The organism is Aquimarina gracilis (genome assembly GCF_035285365.1).
Classification (GTDB): Bacteria; Bacteroidota; Bacteroidia; order Flavobacteriales; family Flavobacteriaceae; genus Aquimarina; species Aquimarina gracilis.
Map to the genome: position 1 here is coordinate 99,274 of NZ_JAYKLX010000008.1, position 17,999 is coordinate 117,272.

12 protein-coding genes are annotated in these 17,999 nt (G+C 34.9%); 10 read left to right on the forward strand and 2 right to left on the reverse strand.

The window, feature by feature from the left end:
- Window positions 1-16 precede the first annotated feature (16 nt).
- Both U6A24_RS17135 and U6A24_RS17140 read left to right on the forward strand, forming a co-directional pair.
- On the forward strand, window positions 17-631 hold the full coding sequence (locus U6A24_RS17135; protein WP_324181225.1) for a hypothetical protein: 615 nt from the start codon (window positions 17-19) through the stop codon (window positions 629-631).
- 108 nt (window positions 632-739) lie between these two features.
- On the forward strand, window positions 740-1,138 hold the full coding sequence (locus U6A24_RS17140; RefSeq protein ID WP_324181226.1) for a hypothetical protein: 399 nt from the start codon (window positions 740-742) through the stop codon (window positions 1,136-1,138).
- A gap of 9 nt (window positions 1,139-1,147) precedes the next feature.
- On the opposite strand, the gene U6A24_RS17145 is transcribed toward U6A24_RS17140, so the two are convergent.
- Together U6A24_RS17145 and U6A24_RS17150 are read right to left on the reverse strand one after the other, a co-directional pair.
- On the reverse strand, window positions 1,148-2,500 hold the full coding sequence (locus U6A24_RS17145) for a sensor histidine kinase (protein WP_324181227.1): 1,353 nt from the start codon (window positions 2,498-2,500) through the stop codon (window positions 1,148-1,150).
- Window positions 2,500-3,864 (reverse strand): sigma-54-dependent transcriptional regulator, encoded by a 1,365-nt coding sequence (locus U6A24_RS17150; RefSeq protein WP_324181228.1) that lies wholly within the window; start codon window positions 3,862-3,864, stop codon window positions 2,500-2,502. The genes U6A24_RS17145 and U6A24_RS17150 overlap by 1 nt, the downstream gene beginning before the upstream one ends.
- 219 nt (window positions 3,865-4,083) lie before the next feature.
- Between U6A24_RS17150 and U6A24_RS17155 the strand changes: the two genes are divergently transcribed.
- From U6A24_RS17155 to U6A24_RS17190, 8 genes are read left to right on the forward strand one after another with little or no spacing between them, the layout of a single operon-like run.
- Complete coding sequence (locus tag U6A24_RS17155) at window positions 4,084-5,439, forward strand: TolC family protein (RefSeq protein ID WP_324181229.1); 1,356 nt, start codon at window positions 4,084-4,086, stop codon at window positions 5,437-5,439.
- A 1-nt stretch (window position 5,440) separates the two neighbouring features.
- Complete coding sequence (locus U6A24_RS17160) at window positions 5,441-6,691, forward strand: efflux RND transporter periplasmic adaptor subunit (RefSeq protein WP_324181230.1); 1,251 nt, start codon at window positions 5,441-5,443, stop codon at window positions 6,689-6,691.
- A 12-nt stretch (window positions 6,692-6,703) separates the two neighbouring features.
- On the forward strand, window positions 6,704-7,399 hold the full coding sequence (locus U6A24_RS17165) for an ABC transporter ATP-binding protein (RefSeq protein WP_324181231.1): 696 nt from the start codon (window positions 6,704-6,706) through the stop codon (window positions 7,397-7,399).
- A 35-nt stretch (window positions 7,400-7,434) separates the two neighbouring features.
- Window positions 7,435-8,187 (forward strand): head GIN domain-containing protein, encoded by a 753-nt coding sequence (locus tag U6A24_RS17170; protein WP_324181232.1) that lies wholly within the window; start codon window positions 7,435-7,437, stop codon window positions 8,185-8,187.
- A gap of 46 nt (window positions 8,188-8,233) precedes the next feature.
- On the forward strand, window positions 8,234-10,666 hold the full coding sequence (locus U6A24_RS17175; RefSeq protein WP_324181233.1) for an ABC transporter permease: 2,433 nt from the start codon (window positions 8,234-8,236) through the stop codon (window positions 10,664-10,666).
- Window positions 10,667-10,687: 21 nt separating this feature from the next.
- On the forward strand, window positions 10,688-13,072 hold the full coding sequence (locus tag U6A24_RS17180; RefSeq protein ID WP_324181234.1) for an ABC transporter permease: 2,385 nt from the start codon (window positions 10,688-10,690) through the stop codon (window positions 13,070-13,072).
- A 47-nt stretch (window positions 13,073-13,119) separates the two neighbouring features.
- On the forward strand, window positions 13,120-15,525 hold the full coding sequence (locus U6A24_RS17185; RefSeq protein ID WP_324181235.1) for an ABC transporter permease: 2,406 nt from the start codon (window positions 13,120-13,122) through the stop codon (window positions 15,523-15,525).
- A gap of 47 nt (window positions 15,526-15,572) precedes the next feature.
- Window positions 15,573-17,987, forward strand: coding sequence for an ABC transporter permease (locus tag U6A24_RS17190; protein WP_324181236.1), 2,415 nt, complete (start codon window positions 15,573-15,575; stop codon window positions 17,985-17,987).
- Window positions 17,988-17,999: the final 12 nt, after the last annotated feature.

Consider the following 17,999-nt stretch of genomic DNA (forward strand, 5'->3'; position numbering starts at 1 on the left):
TTAACACAAATGCCCTATGAAAAAACTTCTACTATTGTGTATCGTAATTCTTGCTACCAGTTGCGATTATTTCTCTAATGGCGTAGCAGAAAAGGCTAAATTTCCAAAGTTTAAGAAGAACACTATTGAGTTTAAGAATAATACGATTCTTCTTACAAGTGGATACACAAAAACTACTTCTGAGGATTTCAAAAGAAGAGTAAATGAGCTTAATGATGCTTCAAAATTCAAGAAAATTGCTCTTCAGGAATTAGAAAAAATTGAAGACAAAAAGGTTGATTTTGAAATTTTTGCTCACGAAGATAATGTTGAAAACTATATTTTTGTGTATGCTACCGATTTCTATAAACTTGATGAACATAGAGCAGCAAGGGTTGTGGCTACCATGAATAATCAGCGAAAAGATGAATCTAATGTACAAGATGTAAAGTACAAAAGAATTCATGGAAGATATTTCTTTACACCTACGTCAAAAGTAGTTAAGCTTAAATACCTAAAAGCTTTTAAAACTCAGAAAAAATTTCAAACTGAATATATCGTAGCCTCTAAGTATGGAGGTATTGGATTATCGATTAGTAATCTTGAAGATGTAGATTTTGAAAATTCTATAAAACGTCTAGCCGTAAAATAAAACTGATCAAAGTTTCAACGCATTAAATGCCATGTATATGATTTATTAACAAATCTATACGTGGCATTTTCTTTTTTATTTGGTATTTTTTGTTCTTATAAAATAGGTATGAGAAAAAGTATTATAGTCACCGTTGCTATTATTCTGGTAAGTTGCGTTCGCTCGCTAGAACCAACACCGAATAATATCAATAAAATTTTTGCTTCCAAAGATTTTACTTTTGAATTTCATAAGAAAAATGGCACTTGTGAATCACTAAGTTTTAGGAATGATTATTTAGTCTATAAAAGTGCTAACCCTACCATACGAAGAGAGATTACCTATGATGAGGTACTTTTGATTAACGATTTCATTCAAAAAATTGTAAATAAACATTCAACAGTTCTCGATCCGGAACATAATTCGTATTATGTGATTAAGAATACCGCTTATAAAGTTTTGATTGTCCCAAAGCAAGAAGAGTTTTACTTTGAAGCCTTGATCAAGACCCTAAAACTGAACAAGTGAGTACTTTTGCTATTCAAAAAGCAACGTAAAAGAAGTCTCCTGGTTTGGCGCCGAGAAAACATTTAGCATACCTCCATGTAAATGCATAATTTGTTTAGATAAGCTTAATCCAATTCCGGTACCTTCGTTCTTGGTGGTATAAAATGGAATAAAGATTTGATTCATAATCTCTGGAGGAATCCCAGGACCATTGTCCTTGACTATTATATATTTTTTGCCTTTTTCGGTAATACCCGAGATAAACTTTAACTGGGCCTTGGGTGTATCCTTTAAGGCCTGAATTGCGTTTTTTGAAAGATTCAACAAAACGTGAGTAATTAATTTTTCATCGGCATAAATTTCCAGGTTTTCATCATGCAAAATAGATTCAAACGAAATCGAATCGAACCCATTTTCTTGACTGGCCAATACTTTTATCTTTTCTAGTAAGGGTTGGACTTTGATAAGTTCTTTGTCTGGAGCCGGAACATTTAAAAAACTACGATACGATTGTACAAAACTCATCAAATCGTTTCCTTGGTTTTTGATGACTTCTAATCCTTTTGCCGCATTGTATATTTTATTTTTATCGATTTGATCGGCCATTACAATACCTTTTTCATCTTTAAAATAACCTAATATGGTTTCAGAAATAGAGGTAATAGGTGTTACCGAGTTCATGATTTCATGAGTAAGAACCCGTATTAATTTTATCCATGAGTCGGTCTCCTTTTTATCAAGTTCATTATTAATATCCTGAATGGTAACCAGGTTCAGTCTTTCTTTGTTAAGTAGAATTTCGTTTGATTTTATGGCCAATTGTATTGTTTCCCTTTCGTTGGTGAATTGAAAAAGCTTTCGCTCAAAAGGTTCGATATTTCTAAATAGGTTATAAAGCTCCTCATCAACCTGAGCTAATTGTTTTATATGATTTAAAGGAGTATAGTTTAATAACTTTTCTACCTTTGGGTTTGCAAAAAGAATATGTCCCTTATTATTAAAGGTAAGCATACCAATTTCTGCTTGTTTTATGATTTCTTGATAGTATTGTTCTTGAGCCTGATGGGTTAAATATACGTCCTGCATCATAGCGTTAAGCGCATTTAGACTACGATTTAATTCGTTAAAAGATCCAACATCTCCTTTTTCGGGAAATCTCAGTGTGAAATCTTCATTTTTTATCGCATTAAAAAAGAAGGCTATTTTCCGGTTATTATGATTAAGATACCTAATCATAAACATGGTTTGTAATGAAAGGACCAACAACAAAAATGCCGATAGTACGTATTGTTCCTTCAAGAAAAAGAATACCATAAGCAGAGCGACCAATACAAGCATGAGTACTCTGATAACCAATTTTACATAAAAAGTCTTACTTATCATTAGTTCTCAAATTTCTTGATTTTATTATACAATGTTTGCCTGGATACACCTAATTGGTTTGCTGCCGCACTGTAGTTTCCATTATGTTGATCTAAAGCTTTGTTGATCATTAATCTTTCCATGTCATCAAGAGTTTCGGGACCGGTCTCTAGCGAGATTTCGGCATTTTTGCTAAGCAAGAAATCGGTGGGCTTAAGCACATTTCCTTCAGATAGAATTACCGCACGTTCGATGGTATGTTGTAATTCTCGAACATTTCCAGGCCATTGATAAGACATCAATTTTTCTTCGGCCGTATGGTTTATTCTTAATGAAGGCTTGTTGTACTTTGAAGCAAATTTTTTGAGATAAAAATCTGCTAAAACTATAATATCATTTTCTCTTTCTCGCAATGGAGGTACTTCAATATGTATGGTATTGATTCGGTAAAGTAAATCTTCCCTAAAAATACCGTCGTTTACCATTTGATCCAGATTACAATTGGTAGCACAGATTAAACGTATATCTACAGGTATGGTCTTATTTGACCCTACTCGCACTACAGTTCTATTTTGTATAGCCGATAATAATTTGGCTTGTGTTTGTAGGGATAAATTTCCTATCTCATCAAGAAATAAAGAGCCTTTGTTGGCAGCTTCGAATTTACCTGCGCGATCTTCTTTGGCATCGGTAAAAGCTCCTTTGGTATGCCCAAAAAGTTCACTTTCAAATAAAGTCTCTGATATCGAACCCATATCCACTCCAATAAAGACTTCATTTTGTCTGGAGGAAAGTCTATGTAGTTCTCGTGCTATCAATTCTTTTCCTGTCCCGTTTTCTCCTGTAATAAGAACATTTACATCGGTTTTGGCTACTTTTCTTACTAGGTTAAGTACAGCGTTAAGAGCTTTTGAATTTCCGATAATATAGTTGGTGTCCTGATTGATGACTTGTTTGAGATGACTTTCTTTTTGTTTCAACTTTTTTACTTCATCTTGTGATTTACGAAGTAAATAGGCAGATTTTATAGTAGCCAATAATTTTTCGTTATTCCAGGGTTTTAATATAAAATCGGTTGCTCCTTCCTTTAAGGCTTGTACGGCAAGATCTACAGCACCATAGGCCGTCATCATTATTACCGAAATGAGCGGAGCTTTCTTTTTAATTTCACGCAACCAGAATAATCCTTCATTACCCGTGTTTACTCCTGCAGAAAAATTCATGTCCAGCAATACCAGATCAAATGTATTAAGGTCTCCTAAAGAGGAAATTTGATTCGGATTAGAAATTGTATTTACCGTTTTAAACTCAAACTGCAATAAAATTTCTAGTGCGCTTAAGACACTTTTGTTATCATCGATTACTAAGATTTTCCCGTCCTGCATGATAAAGAATTTAAAATAGTTGAATAAAACTACTAATTTGAAATGTTAGATCTATTAATATGTAAAAAAATTGGACACTATTTGTATAATTTTTTTACATGAGGTCGTTTCGATATTTTAAAATAAAATTGTAAAGAATTGATTTTTAATAGTTTGTGATTATGGCATGACATTAGGGTATGGTATGGCATCAAAAAGTTATTTACTTATTCATAATCGATGAATCATAAAAACAAAATCATATTATTTTTAGTACTGCTTATATCAGGCATAAGTTACTCGCAAGAATCCTGGTCATTGGATGACTGTGTAACCTACGCGATACAACATAATCTTCAGTTACAAGATTTTAAATATAATAAAGATGTAAATAAAGAAAACTACAGACAGTCTGTTAGAAATCTTTTACCAACAATTAATGGAGCTTCTGATGTTACAAAGAATTTTGGTCGATCTCCGAACCCGAATACCAATGTTTTTGAAAATACCGAGTTTCTTTCTACATCGTATAGTTTAAATGCACAATTGGATTTGTTTCAAGGGTTTCAAAAAGTGAATGCAATACGAGCTTCAAAATATTTATACAAGGCCACTACTGAAGAAGTACTTCATCAGAAATACCTTTTAGCTTTTAGGGTAATGGCTGCTTTTTATGATATTCAATTTATGGAAGGACTACTTTCTATTTCAAAAGAACAGGAAGTAGTGTCCAAAGAAAACTTTGATTTGGTTAAAAGGCAAGTAGAGTTAGGACAGATGGCCAAAGCCGATTTATATGAAGCAGAATCCGCACTTATAGCCGATCAATTATTGGTTACTCAAAATCAAAACAATGTAACGGCTGCAAAATTAAGATTAATGCAAGAAATGAACTTAGAAGGAGCAACAACCATTTCTGTAAAATCTTTGACCAATGAAATTATTGATCAAGAGTTTGTTTTAACAGATAATGATTCGATCTTTAATAAAGCAAAAGAGTTTGTGCCAATTATCAAAGCACAAGAGTTTAGGTTTGAGGCAGCCAAAAAGCAACTCGCATCAGCCAAAGGGGCATTATATCCTACACTTTCTTTGTTTGCTGGGATACGAACACGATATGTAGATAATAATTTTGATGATGATACAGGTATCCTTGTGCCCTTTTCTACGCAAATAAAAGATAATTCGGCGCAGGCAGTGGGTCTTTCACTTAATATTCCTATTAGTAATGGATTTTCAAATTGGTCTAGAGTGAAGCAGCAGAAAATAGAAAAAATGCGAGCAGAAAATAATTACAATATTCAAAAACAAGAAATGTATCAATTAATACAGCAACTTGTGCAAGAAGGAGAGGCCTTAAAAACAGAATACGAACAAAGCTCGCAAAAAATGAAAGCACAAATGCTTGCATTCGAGATTGCTCAAAAACGATATCAAAAAGGATTAATCAATGCTATAGAACTAAATCAATCAAAAAACCTTTTTGCTAACTCACAAAATGAAAACTTGCAGGTGCAATTGCGATTAAAGGTTAATGAAAGTACCTTAGACTTTTATAAAGGATTGCCTGTATTTAACATCAATAGAACACAATAAAATGGATATAAAAATTGAAAAGAAAAAAGGATTAAGACCTAAACATTATGGGTACATTGTTATAGCAGTGCTCTTGCTTTTTTTAGGTTGGAAAATCGCTTTTGGTAACTCTGCAGCTACTTTTAGGACCGATAAAGAGAAATTATCAATTGCTGAAGTTTCCTTCGGGAAGTTTGATGATTATATCACTATAAATGGATCGGTTGCTCCTATAAGTACTATTTATATGGATGCATATGAAGGAGGTCGTGTTACAGAAAAATTAATCGAAGAAGGAGCCATGGTCAAAAAAGGAGATATTATTTTGAAGCTTGAAAACAGAGCGCTTTATGAGCAAATATTGGCAAGCGAAAACAACCTGGCTTTGAAACAAAATGACCTGCGATCTACCAAACTTACCTTTGATGCAAGACAGGTTGAAGGAAGAAAAGATCTGGTAAATTCTAGGTATGAATTACAAAGGTTAAAGAGAACCTACGAACAAAATAAAGCGTTGTACGAAGACGAGTTGATATCGAAAGAAGTATATCTTACGTCTAAAGAAAATTACGAATTATCGCAAAAGCAGTTCGAAATCATCAAATTACAAACAGACCAAGATAATGTTTTGCGTAGTACTTCTTTAAAAGAGTTGGATGCAGATTTGGCTCGAATGAAAAAAACACTATCGATGGTATACGAGCGTATAGATCACCTTAATGTAAGAGCACCGGCAGATGGGCAATTGGGGTTTCTAGATGCCGAAATTGGGCAAAACATTCAACAAGGGCAACGAATAGGTCAGGTAAATGTATTAACAGATTATAAGATCGAAGCCTCTATAGACGAGCATTATATCGATCGTGTAAAAAGAGACCTTATCGCGGTTCTAGAACGTAATGGAAAAGAGTATCAATTACGGTTGCGCAAAGTATATCCCGAAGTTCGAAATGGTAAGTTTAATGTCGATCTTGTTTTTGTAGATCAAAAACCCGAAACGATCCGATCAGGTCAAAGTTATAACTTAAGACTTCAACTAGGGGCTTCAAATGATGCACTTCTATTACCAAAAGGAAGCTTCTTTCAAAGTACCGGGGGACAATGGATTTTTGTAGTAGATGGTTCGGGTACAACCGCCTGGAAAAGACCAATTAGAATTGGAAAACAAAACTCGAGGTACTACGAATTATTAGAAGGCCTTGAGGCAGGAGAAAAAGTAATCACTTCAAACTATGACAGTTTTGGCGATGCCGAAAAAATAGTATTAAAATAAATCAATCAAGAAATGATAAAGATAGAAAACTTAAAAAAGAGTTTTAGAACTGAAGAAGTTGAAACCCTAGCGCTAAATGGCGTAAACCTAAACGTTGAAGAAGGAGAGTTTGTTGCCATTATGGGACCATCTGGATGTGGAAAATCTACTTTACTTAATATTATAGGAATGCTGGATAATCCTACAGAAGGCACCTATCACTTTGGTGATCATGAAGTAGGGGGGTTAAAAGAAAACCAGCGTACCAAAATAAGAAAAGGAAACCTTGGGTTTGTGTTTCAGAGTTTTAACCTTATCGATGAACTTACTGTTTTCGAAAATGTCGAGCTTCCGCTTATCTATCTTAATATGAAAAAAAGCGAGCGAGAAAGAAAAGTAAAACAAGTTTTAGAACGAATGAAAATTGCACATCGCGAAAAACATTTTCCGCAGCAGTTATCAGGAGGACAGCAACAACGTGTAGCAATCGCAAGAGCGGTAGTAACCAATGCAAAATTGATCCTTGCCGATGAGCCTACCGGAAATCTCGACTCAAAAAATGGGATTGAAGTAATGAATTTACTTACCGAGCTAAATCAAGAAGGAACAACAATCGTTATGGTTACCCACTCTGATAGAGATTCTCATTATGCCCATAGAATAATTAACCTTTTTGATGGCCAAATAGTAACCGAAAGTCAAAATAAGCCATTCGAAGTGAACGCTTAAATAATACTATACAACACACAAAAAAATCATAAATCATGACAAAAGTATCTCAATACCTAGTAGCAATTGTTCTTTTTCTAGTATCGATCATCACAAGCTATGCTCAAGAAATTATTTCAGTTGAAAAATTTAATAAAGCAATTATAAGCCCACATATCCAGGTAACTTTTGAAGAAGGACCTGAAGAAAGTGTGACCATCGAAAGTGCAAGCGTGTCCAGAGACAAAATCAATATTGAAGTTGAAGGAAAAACACTTAGAATTTATCTGGATGGAGCCAAAATGATTACCAAAACCGAAAAAGAATACAATCATAAGGGTTGGAAAACCAGAAAACCTATCTACAAAGGAACTCAAGTGGTAGCCAAAGTAACCTACAAGAATATCAAAGAACTTTCTATAAGAGGTGAGGAAATTATTGTTTGTAAAAGCCCAATCGAGCAAGAAGACTTCAAACTCAAAGTTTATGGAGAACCCAAAATAACGATGAATGCTTTGAAGACTGAAGGGTTAAATGTAACCATGTATGGCGAAGGATATCTTGAAGTAAAAGAAGGAAGTGTGGATAGTCAAAAGTATACTGTTTATGGTGAAGGAGAAGTAAATACGTTAGGGATGAATAATGGAAGAACCAAGATTACCGCATACGGTGAAGGAAACTTTAGAATTAATGTTTCAGATAATTTAAAGGTAACTGCCTATGGAGAAGCTACAGTGGCATATAACGGGAACCCCTCTATCAATAAAGGGATCATTATTGGCAAAGCAAAAATTCAAAAAATGAAGTAAGAGTTCATCAATCGAGGTCGTTACATCAATCAAAAAACAAACAGTTATGTTTAGAAATTATATCAAGGTCGCCTGGAGAAACCTGAAGAGACAGCCATTCTTCACATTTTTGAACACTTTTGGGCTTGCCTTAGGTATGGCTGGGGGTATTCTTATTTCTTTATACATACACAGCGAACTTAGTTTTGATACCATGTTCAAAGATGCAGATCGCATCTATCGAATCAATGCCGATGTAAAATTTGGAGGAACTGAACAAGTGTTTGCCGAGGTATCGGCCCCTATGGCAGAAGCGGTTCAAAAAGATTATCCATACATCGAGTTGACCACACGTTTCAGAAATAACGGTAGTATGCTGATTAGAAAAAGGGATGAATCTCTAAATGTAAAAGAAAACGGTGTTGCTTTTACAGATTCTACCTTTTTTAAAATGTTTGGCATTGATTTGCTGCACGGAGATGCAAGAACCGCATTAACCGAACCTAATACTCTTGTAATGACCAAAACGGCAGCAGAAAAACATTTTAACCTTGTTAATGCTGTAGGGCAAACGTTATTAATGGATAATGAATTTACCTATACGGTTACCGGGGTTATTGAAGATATGCCTAAAAACTCATTCCTAAGAGATCATGGGGTTTTTATGTCAATGGCCAGCTATCAGGATTCTAGAAATGGCGAATGGGGAAATCATAATTATCCTACATTTATTAAACTGAGACCTGACGCCAACATTGAAGGTTTTCAAGAGTATCTAAACACCGTTTTAGGAGCCTACGTAATACCGTGGGCACAAGATTATTTTCCAGGGATCACCGAAGCACAATTTATCGCAGCAGGAAACCATCTACTATATGATACAATTGCCTTAACAGATATTCACCTTTATTCAGATAGATCTGCAGAATTAAGTAGAAACGGTAGTATACAAAATGTATACATTTTGGCGGTTATAGCAATATTCCTGATTGTTTTGGCATGCGTTAACTTTATGAACTTGTCAACAGCGGTATCTCTAAAAAGAGCAAAAGAAATTGGAATTCGTAAAACATTAGGGTCCAATAAAGCTGGATTAATTAGACAATTTCTTACAGAATCTGGTTTGATCTCATTCATTTCATTGCTGTTTTCAGTACTACTAGCAACTTTGGTGTTGCCTTTGTTTAATGAGCTGGCAGATACAAGCATAGCAATTCCTTTTACAAATCCATATTTCTGGATTTTACTATTGATTTCGGCCTTGCTGTTAGGGATTCTTTCGGGATCTTATCCCGCATTTTTTATGTCAAAATTTGTTCCTGCCAAAGTACTTAAGGGATCAGGAAAAAGTAATATAGGTGGTAGTGGGATTAGAAATTCATTGGTTGTTGTACAGTTTACCATCTCAATTTTTTTGATTGTAAGTACATTGATCGTTTTTCAACAGCTCAAATTTATTCAAAATAAAGATTTAGGTTTTTCTAGAGATCAGGTTTTGGTGATTGAAGATGTGTATAGTGCTGGTGATCAAGCTTTGTCGTTTAAAGAAGAAGTACAAAAACTTGGCTCGGTAAAAAGTGCTTCTATAAGTAGTTTTTTGCCTACACCTTCTGCACGAACCGATAGTTCTTTTTTCATAGAAGGGGTAATGGATCAAGAGCATGCAATCAACATGCAAGCCTGGCGGGTAGATCATGAGTACATAAACACATTAGGTCTTGAGATTATTGCCGGTAGAGATTTTGATCGCCAGTTTGTTTCAGATTCTACGGCTATTATTCTTAATGAGACTGCGGTAAAAAACATGGGTGTTACACCAGAAGAGGCTCTAGGAATGAGACTTAAACGTAATTTAGGGGAAGGAAATCAAACGCTTTCTACAGTCATAGGAGTGGTAAAGAATTTTCATTTCACATCTTTAAAAAATGATATAGCATCCTTAAGTCTTTCTTTGGGAAGAGATTCTGATGTAATGGTTGCCAAATTACGGGCAGGGAGTTTTTCTGAGTCCATTGCACAAATAGAAAGAATATGGAATGATATGGCTGCAGAAGCTCCTTTTGCTTATTACTTCATGGATGAATCCTTTAATAATACCTATCAGGCAGAACAACGATTGGGTCGCATTTTCATGACCTTTACGTTACTGTCAATAATCATTGCTTGTCTTGGATTATTTGGTTTGGCCACTTTTAATGCCGAAAGACGCATTAAAGAGATAGGCATTCGCAAAGTACTTGGGGCAAGTGTAGGGCAAATAACATATAAGTTATCTATCGATTTCTTGCGATTGGTGGGAGTTGCTATTTTGGTTTCACTTCCTTTGGGTTGGTATGCCATGGCAAAATGGCTAGAAAGTTTTTCATATCGAATAGAAATTAATATTTGGGTTTTTGTCATTGCAACATTATTGGCGATTGTAATTTCAATACTCACCGTGAGTTTTCAAAGTATAAAAGCAGCCATGGTTAATCCCACAAAAAGCTTACGAGCCGAATAAATCATCAAAAAACAAACAGTTATGTTTAAAAATTATATCAAAATAGCGTGGAGAAACCTTCGAAAAAGGAAAGTATTTGCCTTTATCAATATTCTGGGATTGGCACTTGGTTTTGGTTGTGGGATGTTGATATTCCTATTCATCAATCATCACCTCCAATTTGATAACTTTCATGAAAATTCTGATCAAATTTATAGAATCGTTACCGAAGAGCGTAGTGACGAAATTGAATATGAAGCGGCCGTACCTCCTGGTTTTGCCAATGCCTTTAGAAATGATTTTAATTATGCTCAAAAAGTAACCAGTATTTATTTTAGAGATGAATGGCAAGTAAGCACCATTGAAGATAATTCTTCTAAGCGTTTTGTAAGCGATGTTGCTTTTACTGATTCTGAGTTTTTTGAGGTTTTTAGTTTTTCGAAGACAGAAGAATTAGACAATCGAAGTTTAATTGAACCCAATACTGCGTATGTAACCGAAAGTTTTGCCAAAAGAATGTTTGGTAAAGAAAACTCTTTAGGGCAAAGCTTTGTTTTGGAAAACCTGGAGACGATCCAAATAATTGGAATATTAAAGGATTTACCTAAAAATTCTACAATTCAAGGAGAAGCTTTTATTTCATTTAAAACCTTAAAGGCATACGACAATTTTGTTTCTAGTCAATCCTGGGGAGGCATCAATAGTGATTTAAAGTGCTTTGCTGTTTTACATCCCAATCAGAATATAGATCATATAGAAGCTTCTTTGGTTCCTTTGGTATCAAAACATCGACCCAAAAGTAAAAACGTACATCGTTATAAACTTCAACAACTCAAAACCATTCATTTAAATAGTGATTATGGCGGGGTTAATATTAATTTGTTATGGATTTTTGGGCTTATTGGCGTATTTCTTATTACAATAGCCTGTATTAATTTCATTAATATCTCTACGGCTCAGGCATTTACCAGATCCAAAGAAATAGGAGTAAGAAAGGTATTAGGCGGACAAAGAGAACATCTCTTTTGGCAATTTATTTCAGAAACATTTATCATAAGTCTTTTTGCATTGATTATAGGTATAATGATTACATTTTTGGCATTACCAAAATTTAATCAGGTATTTGATTTAAGCCTTTCCTTACAATCACTTTTTACCATCAAGTTTGTGCTATTCGTTTTATTGTTATTAATAGGCGTTTCTCTATTTGCGGGAAGTTATCCAGGAGTTTTGCTGGCTCGAATTTTACCTACACTAGCATTAAAAGGTAAACTTAAACAAAGTGATACGGGAGGCCACCTCACAAGAAGAGTTTTGGTAACCGCTCAATTTGTAATTTCTATAATATTAATTGTGGCAACTATTGTGGTAGGAAAGCAAATCAATTATGCTGTAAATGCCGATTTGGGATTTGACAAAGATGCCATTGTAATGCTTAGTATTCCTAGAGATACTAAACTTGTCAAAATTGAGGGACTAAGAGATCGTTTTACTAACCTTGCAGGAGTCAAAAATGCCACGGCATGTATTACAAGCCCTGGAGGGTCTTTTAATAACTGGGGAACTAATATAAAATATGATCATCGTCCAGAGAGTGAAGAGTTTTCAATCTCTGCGAAGTTGGCAGACGAAAATTATATAAATACGTTTGATTTACAACTAATCGCTGGCAGAAATTTTATCGTTTCTGATTCTATTACCGAGGTTGTAGTTAACGAAAGACTAGCCGAAAAATTGGGACTTGCTTCTCCCCAGGAATTAATTGGCAAATATCTGGAGTTAAATGGAGGGCGTATTAAAGCTACAATTTCTGGAGTGGTAGCAAACTTTCATGACCAGAATTTTGAATCAGGTATTTCACCAGTGTTTATTGCGCCTCGAAACCAAAACTACTATGAGTATGGTATAAAAATAAACCCTAGAAATACAAGTGCAACACTAGCGCAGATCGAAAAATTATGGAAAGAGGTCTTTCCCAAGTTTATATATGATTTTAATTTTCTTGATCAACGTGTAGCATTACAATACGAAGAAGAACAACGGTTTTTATCACTCTCTAAGTTATTCTCGGGATTGGCAATTTTTATAAGCTGTTTGGGACTTTATGGATTAATCTCATTTTTTGTAGCACAAAAAACCAAGGAAATAGGAATCCGGAAAGTATTAGGGGGGAAAGTAAGCGATATTTTGTTATTGTTCACCCAAGATTTTTTCAAACTTATTTTAATAGCCGGAACGATTGCTTCACCAGTTGCCTGGTATTTTATGAACAACTGGTTAGAAAATTATCAATATCGAATTACTATAGACTGGTGGGTATTTGCCGTTGCTATTGTAGGGATCACAATAATTACAATAGCTACTATAAGTTATCAGGCCATTCGAGCAGCAATTGCAAATCCAGTTAAAAGCTTGCGGGCAGAATAAATTCATCAAATCAACCGAACATATTTCGGTATAAAAAACAAACGATTATGTTTAAGAATTATATCAAAATAGCGTGGAGAAACCTAATAAAGAATAAAGTTTATTCCTTTATTAATATTGGTGGGCTGGCTATAGGTATGGCATGTTTTTTAATAATAACCATGTTTATTAGACATGAACTTTCTTATGATCTATATCATGATAATGCTAATAATATATATAGAGCAGTTCATCATTTTAAAAACAAAAATTCTGAAGTTAGTCAGATTTGGGGTAGTGCACCAATCGGCGAAGCATTAAGATCAAATTTTTCTGAAGTACAAGAGACGGTACAATTTTCTGGGAGATGTGACATTTTGCTTACACATGAAAATATATCATTTCAAGAAAGTAATTGTTTTTATGTAGACGCATCTGTTTTAGATGTTTTTAGCTGGCCACTTATATCTGGAAACCCAAAAACAGCATTAGAAGCTCCTTACTCTGTAGTATTGACAGAAAGCACAGCAAAAAAGTATTTTGGTAATCAAGATCCGATAGGTAAAACCATAGAAGGAGGAAGAACAGGGGGTAGAGCCAATGAAGGAGTCTATACAGTCACTGGGGTTATGAAAGATGTCCCTTCAAATTCTCATTTTAGTTTTGATGTATTGATGTCAATGAGTTCGTTTCGTCAATCCAACGAAAATATTTTCGAATTTTGGGGTTATGTAGACTTCTACACCTATTTTCTGGTAAAAGATGGGTTTAATCTTCCTTCATTTCAATCCAAAGTAGATCAATATCTAAAAGAAAACCTTCCGGAAGATGAGGCGGAAACCTATTCTTTATCTTTTGAACCGCTTAAAAAAGCTTATTTATATTCTGATGCTGATAGGCAACCGGGAATTACCGGAAATCTTTCAAACATCTATGTCTTTATGGTCATAGGCCTGTTTATCCTAGTAATAGCTTGTATCAATTTCATGAACCTTGCAACTGCTCGATCTTTAGAAAGAGCAAAAGAAGTAGGCATAAGAAAAGTGATTGGGGCCGACAAAAAAGGACTGATTTATCAATTTTTGGGAGAATCTCTGGTCATGGTCTTTTTGGCGTCGATCATTGGTCTTATAGTTGTCATTATTGCTCTCAAAGGAATGCAAGAATTAACAGGAAAAGACTTCGAATTAAGGCATGTTTTTGATGGATTTACCATGATAATTTATTTTGCTACAGTCCTATGTACTGGTTTTCTGGCAGGGATGTATCCAGCATTTATTTTATCCGGTTTCAAACCAGCAAGTGTATTGAAAGGAATTTTTAGAACATCTCCAAAGGGGGCCGTTTTAAGAAAAGGCCTTGTGATTTTTCAATTTAGTCTTTCTATTGCTCTTATTGCCAGTACAGTAATTGTGTATTCGCAATTAGAGTATATGCTTAATAAAAGTTTAGGATTTAATCGAGAGCACATGCTTACGGTTGATTTTAATTATGATGCTCAAGTTCTTAACAAATTGGACGTTATCAAAAGTGCTTTTCTATCGAATGCTAACGTGAGTTCGGTTTCTGCTTCACGAAGTGTACCCGGTAGTTATTTTCCGGGAGCGGGTACAGAAATAGAAATACCTGAAGGCGATATGGTACATCAAACTCTTTCACTTTTTGAGGTTGATGTTGATTTTATTCCTCATTTTGGTATCGATATGGCCGCTGGAAGACCTTATTCAAGAGATTTCCCGGCAGATACAGCTTCATCAATGGTAATCAACGAAGCCGCTGCCAAGTTGTATGGTTATAAAAACCCTAACCAGATTATTGGTAAACGATTTTCTCAATGGGGAAAAGAAGGAAGAGTTGTCGGGGTGGTAAAAGATTTTAACTATCTTTCTTTGCATCAAAATGTTGAACCCATGGCGCTTCGATTTGAACCTTTGAGTAGCAGATATCTAACTCTAAAAATACAATCCGAAAATTTACCTAATACCATTGCAGAAATTGAAAACCAATGGAAATCCATGGTTCCGCATCGCCCATTCCTTTATAATTTTTTGAACGATTCTTTTAATAAACAATATGTTGCAGATATCAGGTTCAAGAAATTATTTACACTGTTTTCTAGTTTGGCTATTCTAATAGCTTGTTTAGGGTTATTGGGCTTGGCAACGTATAGTGCTGTACAAAGAACCAAAGAAATTGGAGTGAGAAAAGTACTAGGGGCCGAAGTATCAAGTATAGTAAAACTACTATCTATAGATTTTATAAAACTGGTGGTTGTTGCCATAGTCGTAGCGACACCTTTTTCGTGGTATGCAATGCAAAAATGGCTAGAAGGATACGCTTATCAAATTCCTATTAATTGGTGGGTGTTTTGTTTATCTGGATTTATGGCAGTTGTAATAGCATTGTTAACCGTAAGTTTTCAGGCTTTTAGAGCTGCAAGTGTGAATCCAGTTAAAAGCCTGCGAGCAGAATAAATTCATCAAATCAACCGAACATATTTCGGTATAAAAAACAAACGATTATGTTTAAGAATTATATCAAAATAGCCTGGAGAAACCTTTGGAAAAATAAAGGTTTTACTACGCTTAACATTATTGGGTTATCTGTTGCATTTGGGGTGTCTATATTATTAAGCATGGCGGCCTTTTTTGAATTGTCATACGATAATTTTCATGAAAAAGGAGATTCGATATATCAAGTTTATGCCAAGTGGCAAATTCCAGAAGGCTCAGACATTTATACATCACAATCCATGCCTTTTGCCCCTACATTGCAAGATGAAGTACCAGGTGTCGCAATGATCACAAGATATTTGGATGGCAAAACACTATTGATCAATGACGAAAAACAACTTACCGCAGATATGAGTTGGGTTGATCCAGATTTTTTAAACCTTTTCTCATTTCCAATAGAAAAAGGAAATGATAGCCCCTTAAATGATAAAAATGCTATCATAATGACCAATAGTATGGCTAACAGAACCTTTGGAACAACAGATATTATTGGTAAAACAGTACATCTTCTTCTTAATGGACAAAAAGAACCTTTTACAATCGCAGCGGTTTTAAAGGATATTCCAGATAATAGTAGTATGGAATTCGAAATCCTTGGAAACTTTAAAAGTTCTCCCAGATACGAAATCCTTAAAAACGAATGGGATCATTCAAATCATCTTGTATACATGCAGCTTCAGGATGGAATTTCTGTGGCTCAATTTGAAAAGAGCACCCATGGTTTTTCAAATTTGCATTTTAAAAATGACATAGAGAATACCAAACGTGATGGTGCCGTTCCCAATGAAAATGGTGAATATGTTCAGTTAAAACTACACCCTTTTAAGGACCTGTATTTTACAAGTTATAAACCAGGAACCTTGGTTGTAAGCAGAGCCCTGCCCTATATTGTATTGGGAATTGCTTTTCTATTACTTTTTATTGCTTGTGTAAACTTCATAAACATGAGTATTGCAAAGAGCACAACGAGGCTGCAGGAAATAGGAATGCGCAAAACTCTTGGTGGTACCAAAAAACACGTTTTCTTGCAGTTTTGGTGCGAAAGTATTCTAATTTTTATAGCAACATTGGGCCTGGGAACACTTTTAAGTGTCTTGCTTCTTGATGAATTTAAAATCTTGTTCAATACGGGAGCAACTTTTAGTAACACCCTATCCTTGATTTCAATTATTGTTCTTGCCTTGGTGTTTTTAATGATAACTGCTATAGCAGGTGGATATCCTGCTCTTTTGCTAAGTAAACTAGGGACATTACAAGCGTTAAAGGGAAAAATTCAGGTGAATGGCCGGGACAAAGTACGCGATATCTTGATGATTACTCAGTTTGCAATCGTAATCCTATTGGTGAGTGGGAGCTTTGTTTTATGGGGGCAACTTCAATATATGCGTACCAAAGATTTGGGATTCAATAAGGAATATGTGATTTCGGTACCATTAAACGGAAAAAAGAAAGGATATAAGGTAGTAAACCTTTTGAGAGAAGAATTAAAAAATCAAACAGACATTATTAGCATAACGGCTTCAGATAACAATTTGGGAAGAGGAAAAGATGGGAGCCAATATACCAGTACCATAGGGTTTGATTATAAGAATCGTCAGGTGGGTACTCATATTCTTTTTGTTGATCATGATTATATTGAAACGTTAGACATCAAGTTGCTTTCGGGAAGATCTTTTGATCGAAACTTTGCTTCAGATAGTCTGTCGGTGGTTATTAACGAGGCAATGGTTAAGGAGCTACAAGAAACCGACCCAATTGGAAAACAACTAGCCGTTGTAGGGGATAGTATAACACATACCATAGTTGGTGTTGTTAAAGATTTCAACTTCAAAAAACTGGACCGCGCCATAGCACCTATGTCACTATTCATGAATAGTCAAAAAGATGTTCGATATGTGTATTTCAAAATAGCCAATGCCGATATTTCTGGTACCTACGATAAAATTGAAAAGGCATGGAGCAATTTGGAACCCAATGCCGAATTTTTGGGCTCTTTTCTCGATGAGAATATAGATAGGACCTTTAGGAGAGAAAAAACCATGATCACAATTATAACTAGTGGTTCTGTAATTGCCATTATACTTAGTTGTATTGGATTGCTCGCAATTTCATTATTGGTAGTTAATAAGCGTACCAAAGAAATTGGTGTAAGAAAAGTAGTAGGAGCTAGTGTAGTTTCATTAATACTGCTTTTGGCCAAAGACTTTGTTAAGCTTGTTGTTATTGCCTTTGTTTTTATTGTACCGATAGCTTGGTGGTATTCTGATCGATGGTTGCAAGAATACTCTTATAGAATGGAACTAAACCTTTGGTTTTTTCTGGCTGCAGGACTATTGGCTCTCGGAATTGCGCTGGTAACAATAAGCTTTGGAACTATTAAGGCAGCCCTTCAAAATCCAGTAAAGAGTTTACGAACAGAATAAGATAATTACAAG

Excerpts from the sequence above, each read along its gene's own strand:
- U6A24_RS17135 (WP_324181225.1), top strand. The coding sequence starts at position 17 with ATGAAAAAACTTCTACTATTGTGTATCGTAATTCTTGCTACCAGTTGC.
- U6A24_RS17185 (WP_324181235.1), top strand. The coding sequence starts at position 13,120 with ATGTTTAAGAATTATATCAAAATAGCGTGGAGAAACCTAATAAAGAAT.
- U6A24_RS17145 (WP_324181227.1), bottom strand. The coding sequence starts at position 2,500 with ATGATAAGTAAGACTTTTTATGTAAAATTGGTTATCAGAGTACTCATG.
- U6A24_RS17170 (WP_324181232.1), top strand. The coding sequence starts at position 7,435 with ATGACAAAAGTATCTCAATACCTAGTAGCAATTGTTCTTTTTCTAGTA.
- U6A24_RS17165 (WP_324181231.1), top strand. The coding sequence starts at position 6,704 with ATGATAAAGATAGAAAACTTAAAAAAGAGTTTTAGAACTGAAGAAGTT.
- U6A24_RS17175 (WP_324181233.1), top strand. The coding sequence starts at position 8,234 with ATGTTTAGAAATTATATCAAGGTCGCCTGGAGAAACCTGAAGAGACAG.
- U6A24_RS17190 (WP_324181236.1), top strand. The coding sequence starts at position 15,573 with ATGTTTAAGAATTATATCAAAATAGCCTGGAGAAACCTTTGGAAAAAT.
- U6A24_RS17150 (WP_324181228.1), bottom strand. The coding sequence starts at position 3,864 with ATGCAGGACGGGAAAATCTTAGTAATCGATGATAACAAAAGTGTCTTA.
- U6A24_RS17180 (WP_324181234.1), top strand. The coding sequence starts at position 10,688 with ATGTTTAAAAATTATATCAAAATAGCGTGGAGAAACCTTCGAAAAAGG.
- U6A24_RS17140 (WP_324181226.1), top strand. The coding sequence starts at position 740 with ATGAGAAAAAGTATTATAGTCACCGTTGCTATTATTCTGGTAAGTTGC.
- U6A24_RS17160 (WP_324181230.1), top strand. The coding sequence starts at position 5,441 with ATGGATATAAAAATTGAAAAGAAAAAAGGATTAAGACCTAAACATTAT.
- U6A24_RS17155 (WP_324181229.1), top strand. The coding sequence starts at position 4,084 with ATGAATCATAAAAACAAAATCATATTATTTTTAGTACTGCTTATATCA.